This window comes from Variovorax sp. P4_D9 (assembly GCF_056401695.1).
The window spans coordinates 1-9,290 of sequence record NZ_JBFUIU010000348.1; the positions used below are offsets into that span (position 1 = coordinate 1).

Genomic DNA, 9,290 nt, shown 5'->3' on the forward strand with positions numbered 1-9,290 from the left:
CATCCACGATGTATCGCGCCAGCGGCGGTGCCGCCCGAGGCAGGCTCGCCTCCGTACGCCCTGATCAGCTGGGTCAGTTCCACCCCGGCCTGACGACATCCCTCCGCACGGCTCGCGAAGAGCTGCTTGGCATCGGGCGTGTCCACCTGCTCCGCACAGGTGCGAAAACCATACTCGCCATCCCGCGTGTTTTCGAGCAAGTCATTCAGCACGTCCACCACATCGTCGTTCGACAGGTCTTCGTGGCTCACGATGGCGCTTCCATTCGCCTGCGTCGCGTAGTAGGTTTCGTCCGCGCGATCCCATGCCGCCTGCGCTGCCGGGCGCGCATCGGGCCACTCGAGCCTCGACGCACCGCGGCGGGTTTCCCATTCGGATGCGAGCAGCGGCTCCGCCGTATCGAAATCGGTGTCCCGTGCCCTGCGCGCCGACCAACCCGCCTCGTAGGCCRGACCATAGTCGTCATAGGGGCGTCCTGCGTCGTAGTACTTCTCCTTGCTGAAGTTCTCGCGCCAGTACGTCTCATCGGTTGTCGGGTTGACGCTTTCGGCCGCTGCCTTGCCGCCCAGTCCGCCCGCCACGGCACCCGCGACCAAGCCAACAACCGTTCCCACGGGCCCAGCGAGGGAGCCCGCCGCAGCGCCCGCAAGCGCTCCGCCTGTTGCGCCCAATCCAGTGCCTACGGGATGGGCCCCGGGCGCACCCGTGATCGGATCTCGATTCGGTACGCCATTGCCGAGTTGGCCATCGTCTGTTGCCATGCTATCTCCTTGGTTGCCCACAAGCGGGCGATTGAAATCTCTTCGAAGAAGAGGACCGAGGTCAGCGTAGGCGTGCACCCGACCGGACGGAGTCATCGACATCGTTCAGCGCGTGTAGGGCAATGCCGGTGGCATCACCGCGCGAGCGATTTACCCGCGAAATGCGCCGCACTGCTAAGCGCGAACCGGCGCAACGCAAGGCCAAGGGCGCCGACCTGTCTGTTCTCAAGGCTGCGAAGCGCTGGCTGCATCGCGATGACGACAAGATGCCTGCCGCAGCCCGCTCGCATTTGTTGCAAGCCCGTGCCGCCCACCCGGTGCTCAACAAGATGGTGACGACACGCGAAGAACTGCGCCAGTTGTGGCTCAACACTTCGCAGTCGCGCGAGCAGATTGCTGCCGATCTGGCTGCGTGGTGCCTTCGGGCGGAGACCAGCGGCATCGCAGGCCTGCGCGACTTCTCGACCCGCCTGCGTGCGGCACGCGCCTGACGAGCCGGGCCTATTCGGCTACTCCCTTTCGCCGATCGGCACCACCGGCATCTATGCCTACTCCCGCGCGCGCTGTCGGCTCACGGGCCGATGCCTCGCGCGACGCACAAAGTGCGTGCATGCAAAGTTGCCTCACGATATTCAATCCATTTCTCTCCTGGTTCCAGATGGCCGAGGACGCGAGCGCCTCATTCTTCCCGTCGGCTTCCCCGGGGCCCGCGACAGTTCCTTCGGTGCCGATGACGGCGATCCATGAGGATCACAGTCTGTATGTGCCGGCGACTGTGCCGGGCCGTGCGGCGCCGCTGGTCGTGATGCTCCACGGTGCGGGTCAGAATCCAGGCGACTTCGCGGCGGGCACCGCGATGAACTCGGCGGCCGAGCGGCATGGATTCGTCGTCCTGTATCCGGCACAAAGCACCAGCGCGAACGCGCACAAGTGCTGGAACTGGTTCGAACGCGGGCACCAGACGCGCGGCCAGGGCGATCCTGCGCGTATCGCCGCACTCACCTTGCAAGTCGCGCGTGAGCAATGTGTTGATACCGATCGCATCTATGTCGCCGGCTTGTCCGCCGGCGGTGCAATGGCCGCCTTGCTGGGGGATCTTTTCCCGGACGTATACGCCGCTGTCGGCGTTCACTCGGGTCTGGCGGCACGCGCCGGGACGGACCTTTCATCTGGCTTGGCCGCGCTGCGGGGCGCCCCCCGCGAAGCCAGCGTGCCGCGCGAGATGCCGACGATCGTTTTTCACGGCGACAGAGATCCTGTTGTGAACCCCGTCAATGGGACTCAGATCATTGAAGCAACGTTGGGAGCCGACTGCTCCTTCGAATCGTGGGAGCACAGCGGGCCTGATGGCCGTCGGTTCACCCGCCGCAACTACATTCGTGAAAATTCGGGCGTGCGAGGCGAGCACTGGACTCTGCACGATACGGCGCACGCGTGGTCGGGCGGAAGCCTTGCCGGGTCCTTTGCCGATCCCCTGGGTCCGGATGCCAGCGAGGAAATGCTGCGCTTCTTCGCGACGCAACGACGCCCCTCTCGCATTGGGAACACGCCCCTGGGTGAGGGATGGACGTGCTAGGCGACCAACGGCACGCCTCCGCCGAAATGGGCTCTCACAGGTCCCACAGTTCCTGATTGACCGCGGCGAACGGATGGTGCCAGGCGCTCAACATTTGGAGTTGAAYGTCCCGCATCGGTTTCGAGTCGCTTCAAACTGAGTTCGGGCAGCTGTGCAGCATCCATTATTGGATTCCTATCCCGTCCGGTTGGTCATCGGAAGACAGATTGTGACGCGCCGCGCATACCCGCTTCGCGGGCTACGAGCACACGTTTGAAGGCGACCGCGCAACCGCCGCGTCATTCATCTGAGACGCTCAAGGGCTGCCCTCCTACGCATGCGCGTATCGCAGCATCCCATCCTCCAGTCCTTCAACTCAACCTACTGGAGCCCACCATGCCAACTGCCACCAAACGCCCGGAATCCGATGCCTGCAGCCTTCTTGAATCTGATCACCGCAACGTCAAGAAGCTTTTCAAGTCCTATGAGGAACTCACGAGGTCGAATGCCACCAGCGCTTCGCAGAAGAAGCGCGACCTCGCCAACGAGATCTGCACCGAGCTTACCGTGCACGCGACCATCGAAGAAGAGATCTTCTRTCCCGCCCTGCGCGAGGCCCTCAAGGAAATCGACCTTCTGGAGGAGGCCGAGGTCGAGCATGCCACCGCCAAGGACCTCATTGCCCAGATCCGGGAGGCGGCCGACGTCGACGACAAGTTCGACGCGAAGGTCACGGTACTCGGCGAGTACATCGACCATCACGTCAAGGAAGAACGCAACGAGATCTTCCCGAAGGCACGCACCGCGCGCGGCCTCGACTTGGTCGCCATGCGTGAGCAACTCGAGGTGCGGAAGGAAGAACTGGTGGCCGAGCTGACCGGCGCAACCGCATAGTCAATTTGGGTTTGCGGTGGCTGACCCGTCTGGCCACCGCTTCTTCTTGCCGAGCGGAGAACTCATGAATGGCCTGGCATCACGCCTGCTGCCGAGCGCGACTAACATGTCGCGTGGGCCACACCCACGTGATGTCCAACGTCGCCGACGGAATCGGACGCCCTTCCTGAGCGGGGGGCGTCGCCCCATGCCCGCACATTCGAGTGAAGTCCGCAAGTGGCGCATCCTCGTCGCCGAGGACGACCCCGACACTTGATCATGACGCTCGAGTTGCTTGAATCCCTGGGCCACTGGACGGCAGGTGTCAAAAGTGCAGAGGGCGCATTGAACCGCTTCCTCGAAGGCGCATTTGACTAAGCCAACTCGCCCGGATTAGTGGGATGGTCGTGCTCGCTAGCGCTCATTTGCCGCCAATGCTGTTCCTCAGCATAGGCCAAACCCGCTCGTTTGAGCGGATCTCCGTGAAGGGAAGACGCCTGCGTTGCCGTCAACTCGTGAGGGAGCGCCAATTCGGTCAAGGCCTCAATGGATCACCCTCAGAGGTGGTCACGAGGAGCCTTAGCATGCAGCGTTGCGCAAGGGGCTTGGTCGCGCGACGATCGTGCTTCGTCCAGCGCTGCGAGCGTCGAGTGAGCAGTTCAGGGCGGTACCCGCGTTCATCCAAATCGCGCCGAATCGCTCTGAGTGTCTGGCGACGAGGAACGCGCGGCTTCGCCATCAGGGCGCCACGAGGAGGTGTCGAACCGGTTCAAGCAGCGCTGCTCCAAGTAAAGCACGCACTGCCTCGCGCCGGTGGGCGCGCACCCGCTTTACGGAGGGCCGGCTTGATCGGCTGTTCAGCGACTTGCGTACTTGCGCGCAGCGAGCCGCGCGTGAGCGCCGCCCCGCCAAGATTCCCGACCAGGCGTTGGATTTCTGCGCCGCGCCGTCAGCGGCGCCTCTTCCTCTTCGTCGCTGACAGGGCAGTTTTACCGCTCCAGAAATCCACGATCTGCCGTGTCGCTTCAGATTGAGCTGCACCGATCTCTCGTCGGACAGCGCTCGTTGCATGACCTCGAGCCGAGCCCACTGCCTTGTTGGCCGCACTCAGCCACATACTCATCAACGGATTCTTTTTCGACCAGGGATTACTCATAGCACCTTTCGTAGTCGACCAAGGGCCGATGTCAGACCTTGGAACACCGCAAAATGTGGCAGTGCAGCATTTGCGCTCGAAATTTGGTCGCCCTCGTCCTACGTGGCCCCAGCGAACGGTCCGGGCTCTGGGCGCGATGTCCTCCAGCGGCAGAGCCTCCTCCTGGCGCCGGCAAGACGACTCTTGGCCTGCAGTTCCTGATCCAGGGGGTCGAATTTGTCCTACGATTCGACTGGATGCGTGACTACCGATTCGCGACGAGGGCGGGCCTAGTTTGAAAGCTGGAGCGCCAGTGCTCCAATGACTCAAGAGGCATACCCATGGCAAACCAATCAGGTCAGAACAACCCGAATCAGACGGGCAATCAGCCCAACAACCCCGGCCAGCAGCAGCAAGATCCGGGAAAGCAACAGCCGGGTCAAACCAGCCCGAGCAGCCCAGGGCAGCAACAGCAAGACCCGGGTAAGCAACAGACCGGCCAACAGCCCGGCCAAGGCACACAGCAGCAACCTGGTCAGAAGCGCTGAGGCGGCTTTCAGCCCGGATTGATGCCGGGCGGTTGACTTTCGGACCGGCGCGAGCGCGTCGATTCGCAAGTTGATCCCGATACTAAACTGCGACCGCTTAGCCGTCCTCAGATCTGCCCACCAGCGCCGAGCCGAACTCCTTGTTCTCGCCCATCCCAGTTCATCTAGCCGCGAGGTTTTGGGGTCACCCGACAGTCTCGCACTTGATTTAAGCGCTGGGGGCAGCCTGCGTTCGAGCTTGCCGCCGCGTACTTTGTAAGCTACGCGATACATCAACATCAGGGGGCTGGGTCTTCCAACTCATCGAGGTCATAGACCCGGTTCCCGGGGCGCGTAGATCACCGAACTCAGCAGGTCAGTCAGCACCCCAGCGACAGCTTTCCCGTTGGTCCGAGATAGAAGCGCGTGAGTACCACCGGCTCACCCTCGTGCCGGCACTGAAAACACCGCTGGGTGCGGTAGTGCGGTCCGTACGAACGCGTCGCAGACGAAACCACAATCTACCGTTGCAATGCAAGCTGACGGGACCACGAATGATCTTCTTCTATGCAACAACGACGGCACTCGTTGTCTTGATCATCGTTCTAGGTCTGGTTATCTGGTCGATCCGTCGGCACCGTGATCCGACGCTGCACATTGAGTGCGCCTCTCCCATCGACGAACTCATCCCCTCCTTGGCAGGCCTGACGCTCAGCACCGCCGTTGCCGGAAACACGGTGGAGGTCTTCGAGAACGGTCAGTTCTTTGACGTATTGCTCAAGGGCATCCAATCCGCCGCACACTCTGTGCATTTCGAGACCTTCCTCTGGAAGGAGGGCATATTGGGCCAACGTGTGGCCAGTGCGCTCTCAGAGCGAGCCCGCGCAGGAAAGCAGGTGCGTGTACTCCTCGATGCGACTGGCTCCAAGGAAGTCGGCCAAGCGGCCCGGCGGCAGATGGAAGAGGCAGGTTGCGAGCTGGTTTTCTTTCATGAGAAAAACTGGCGCAACATCGGCGTTCTAAACGACCGTGACCACCGCAAGCTCGTGGTCATTGATGGACGAGAAGCCTACTTGGGCGGGCACTGCATTGTGGACAACTGGCTGGGCGATGCACAGGACGCCGAGCACTACAGCGACATCAGCGTGCGTGTGCGCGGCCCCATCGTCAACAACATCCAGGCCGTTTTCAGCGAGAACTGGGCGGGCGAGACGGGTGAATTGTTCGTAGGGGAGGATGTGTTCCCTACCCTCGAGCCGGTCGGCGACGTGCTGATGCATGCGGCTTACGCTAAGCCCGAGAACTCCGCACCGGCCGTGAAGATCCTTCACCATACTGCCATCTGCATGGCGCGAACGCGCATCTGGATCCAGAACCCCTATTTCATCCCGGAGCCCGAGGCCATCAACGCCTTGGGGCGTGCCGTAGCTCGCGGCGTCGACGTTCGAGTGATGATGCCATCGACCGGCGGATCCGACAATCCAATGGTGCAACACGCGGGCCACCGCAACTTTGAAAAGCTACTGCGATGCGGCGTGCGATTGTTCGAGTATCCCCATACCTTGCTGCACCAGAAAGTCATGACGGTGGACTGTGTGTGGAGCGCAGTCGGATCAAGCAACTTCGATGATCGATCTTTCGAAACCAATGACGAGATCACGATCGGTATTCGCGACTCTGCGACGGCAGAGCGACTCGACCAAGTGTTCGAACGCTACCTGCCGCTATGCCAGGAGCTCGAATTGGGAGCATGGCGCACGCGGGGAGCTTGGCACAAGCTTCAGGACAATGCCTACTACTTGTTGAACGAGGTTCTTTAGGGCGGATGTCTTGATCCCAATTGCAGCGAAAATCCGGACTCGGGTCCATCTCAATACCCGTTGATCTTTTTGCGTACGCCGTCGACGTTCGCCGCTTTCACGGGCGGCATCGCCGCGCAGTGCGAGGGCTCGTCGAGAAACCGGCGCATGTGGACGCATGAAGTTGGACTCGCGATCGCGATGGCCCGGACAGCCGCATCAATGCGCTCACGCTGATCGGCGGCAGGCGACCTTGGTAAGGCACTCTTGAACGAGCCGGTACACGGCCAGTTGGGACCATTCGTCGAGGCTCACCGCTTCGATGTCACTCCTAATTTCGATTCCGGAAGTCAAGCCAAAATCGCGCGCTAGACTTTCCAGTGAGGCAACCAGTCCCATGTGGGCGAGCGTCGAGGGGCATAGCCACTCGACGATCCTGCTTTTCAGCGCGATGCCTCCACTGAGGATTTCGCCCACGTGCGCAAGGCAACGCACGATTTCTGGAGACACAGAGCCATGCTCAGTTTTAGGCAAGCCACATCAAGCTTGGCTGCTATCAGCAGTGCACCGAGTTCATCATGAAGTTCGCGGGCGAGGGGCGCACGTTCTTGCTCCCGTGCCCGCTGCAAGTAAGTCGCGAGGTCTTCCAAGCGCGGTTCGCGTTTGGATCGAATTCAGGTCATGTGGCATTGAGCCTCCTCTTCGCCGAGCCGGGGTGCTCCAATTGCATCAACGTTTCAGCGCAAAGTCGGCCACCTAGCTTGTCATAGCCGTCCCAGTAACACCAACACGAGGATGATCAGCAAGACGAGGCCCAAACCGCCAGCGGGTCCATACCCCCAGCTTCTGCTGTGCGGCCAGGTGGGTATGACGCCGATCAGCATCAGGATCAGAACGATCAAAAGAATAGTGCCTAGACCCATGGCGCTTCTCCTTGAAATTGCATGAAAGTGAAGCTCCGTGGCACGTCTCGGACATGAGAAGACTGAGAGACAGGCATTTGAAACCTCCGGCGAGAGTCCAGATCGTTGCAACGATGAAGCATGGATGGCCACGGTATCCCCGTGCGCTACTTGGGTCTGTACGTTACCGAACATGACTTTGATTCGTTGGTGCTTCAGGCCTCCAGGCGTGCCAGGGCCCCCTTGGTGGCACGGCGGGAATCGGCTCAGCGTGCGAATGTCGGGTTGTACTAGGTCGCGACGCGCTTCAGAAGGAGCCGGTCGTACTCCTTCTTAACCACCGCGTAGCACTCGCAACGCAGTTCGAGCCCTGGACGGTTCAGCACTGAAATGCGACCGCGCGTGCAACTGATCAAGCCAGCCCTTTGAAGCTTGAGCGCGCCTTCGGTCACACCCTCGCGATGCACACCGAGCAAGTTGGCGATCAACTCCTGGGTCATCACCGGTTCGTTGCCCTGCAACCGGTCCAGGCTCAAGAGAAGCCAACGGCACAGTTGCTCATCGAGCGAATGGTGCCGGTTACAAACCGCCGTTTGCGCCATCTGTGTGATCAGCGCCTGGGTGTATCGCAGCAGCAGGTGCAGGACCGGTCCAGCCCGATTGAACTCATCCTTGAGCACCTGAGACCTGAGCCGGAAGCCATGACCTGCGCTTTGTTCGACCGCTCGACTGGGCGTGGACTCACCACCCATGAAGAGTGAGATGCCCACGATGCCTTCATTCCTACGACGGCGATCYCCGCGGACGCGCCGTCTTCCATCACGTACAGCAGAGAGACGATGGCGGTGATCGGAAAGTAGACGTGACTCAACGTGCTGCCGGACTCGCACAGCACCTGCCCCAGCGGCATCTCGACCGCTTCCAGCTGCGGCAACCAGCGCTGCCATTCGGCTTCGGGCAGGGCAGCAAGGAGGCGATTCGACTGGGGTCTGAAAGCACGGCCATTTCCATCTCTAGCGTGGCTCTGTTGTACGTTGTACGGCGACCGCCCAGTCTACCGTTTGATCCACATCAAACTAAAAGCCAACCTATGTTCGGTAATGCACAGACGGCAGCCGGACCGATCGCGAATACTAGTTTGATCAAAGCACTTCGTCTTGATTGTGTGCTTGGCCTGAGGCCTTTCTGCTCAGGCCCGGTCGGGGCGGTGTTTTGCAGATCAAGGTTCGCAGGAGATAAAAAATGACTGTTCGCACCGCCATTTCCGCCACCCTCACAGCCGTGGCGTTGCTTACTATGTCGGGTTGTGCTGTCACCAGGGGGCAGGAATCCACCGGGGCTTACGTCGACGATGCAGGTATCACCGCGTCGATCAAGGGCCGCTTTGTTGAGAACAAGCTCGTCGATGCGTCCAGCATCTCGGTCGAAACGCTCAACGGGACGGTCATGCTCGCCGGATTCGCCAAGAACGCCGTCGAGAAGTCCACGGCGGAAAGCATTGCGCGCAATGTGAAAGGCGTGAAGGCGGTCAAGAACGAGATTGCCGTTCGACCTTGAGCCTTCGAACCCGGATTGGGCGATCGCCCAGCGATCATCTGGTCATTGGCGGCTCAACCACAAGCCGAGCCCACCGGAGTTCGACACGAAATGCGGGCGCCCTCGGTGAATTCACGCTATGAGACCGATTCCGGTCATCTAGGCGCCAAGGGGATTTCGCCATGGACGACCGGTCAATGGC

8 protein-coding genes and 2 pseudogenes are annotated in these 9,290 nt (G+C 61.1%); 5 read left to right on the forward strand and 5 right to left on the reverse strand.

The genetic code is table 11. The features are described 5' to 3' along the window. Window positions 1-596: ferritin-like domain-containing protein (locus AC1DY5_RS30270; protein WP_478117469.1), on the reverse strand; the 596-nt coding region annotated here is incomplete at its 3' end. 314 nt (window positions 597-910) lie between these two features. Here AC1DY5_RS30270 and AC1DY5_RS30275 point away from each other — a divergent pair. The 3 genes and pseudogenes from AC1DY5_RS30275 to AC1DY5_RS30285 all read left to right on the forward strand — a co-directional run. Next, a pseudogene (locus AC1DY5_RS30275) lies at window positions 911-1,252 on the forward strand (DesA/ISL3 alpha bundle tail domain-containing protein); the annotation flags it as partial. A gap of 119 nt (window positions 1,253-1,371) precedes the next feature. Further along, entirely contained in the window at window positions 1,372-2,337 is a 966-nt protein-coding gene (locus AC1DY5_RS30280) for an extracellular catalytic domain type 1 short-chain-length polyhydroxyalkanoate depolymerase (protein ID WP_478117471.1), read from the forward strand. 375 nt (window positions 2,338-2,712) lie between these two features. Beyond that, a complete protein-coding gene (locus tag AC1DY5_RS30285; protein WP_478117473.1) occupies window positions 2,713-3,210 on the forward strand; it encodes a hemerythrin domain-containing protein in 498 nt (165 codons plus the stop codon). Between the two features lie 1,467 nt (window positions 3,211-4,677). Here the strand turns inward: AC1DY5_RS30285 and AC1DY5_RS30290 are convergent. Then, window positions 4,678-4,941, reverse strand: a complete 264-nt coding sequence (locus AC1DY5_RS30290) for a hypothetical protein (protein WP_478117475.1) — start codon at window positions 4,939-4,941, stop codon at window positions 4,678-4,680. A gap of 464 nt (window positions 4,942-5,405) precedes the next feature. Here AC1DY5_RS30290 and AC1DY5_RS30295 point away from each other — a divergent pair, with 464 nt between their 5' ends. Continuing rightward, window positions 5,406-6,671, forward strand: a complete 1,266-nt coding sequence (locus AC1DY5_RS30295) for a phospholipase D-like domain-containing protein (protein ID WP_478117477.1) — start codon at window positions 5,406-5,408, stop codon at window positions 6,669-6,671. Between the two features lie 422 nt (window positions 6,672-7,093). Here AC1DY5_RS30295 and AC1DY5_RS30300 read toward each other — a convergent pair whose 3' ends face one another. The 3 genes and pseudogenes from AC1DY5_RS30300 to AC1DY5_RS30310 form a co-directional block, all read right to left on the reverse strand. Continuing rightward, window positions 7,094-7,300, reverse strand: a complete 207-nt coding sequence (locus tag AC1DY5_RS30300; RefSeq protein WP_478117479.1) for a histidine kinase — start codon at window positions 7,298-7,300, stop codon at window positions 7,094-7,096. A gap of 114 nt (window positions 7,301-7,414) precedes the next feature. After that, on the reverse strand, window positions 7,415-7,573 hold the full coding sequence (locus tag AC1DY5_RS30305) for a DUF3309 family protein (protein WP_478117481.1): 159 nt from the start codon (window positions 7,571-7,573) through the stop codon (window positions 7,415-7,417). A 269-nt stretch (window positions 7,574-7,842) separates the two neighbouring features. Continuing rightward, a pseudogene (locus tag AC1DY5_RS30310) lies at window positions 7,843-8,513 on the reverse strand (Crp/Fnr family transcriptional regulator). A gap of 281 nt (window positions 8,514-8,794) precedes the next feature. On the opposite strand from AC1DY5_RS30310, the gene AC1DY5_RS30315 reads away from it, so the two are divergent. After that, window positions 8,795-9,109, forward strand: coding sequence for a BON domain-containing protein (locus AC1DY5_RS30315; protein WP_478117483.1), 315 nt, complete (start codon window positions 8,795-8,797; stop codon window positions 9,107-9,109). Window positions 9,110-9,290: the final 181 nt, after the last annotated feature.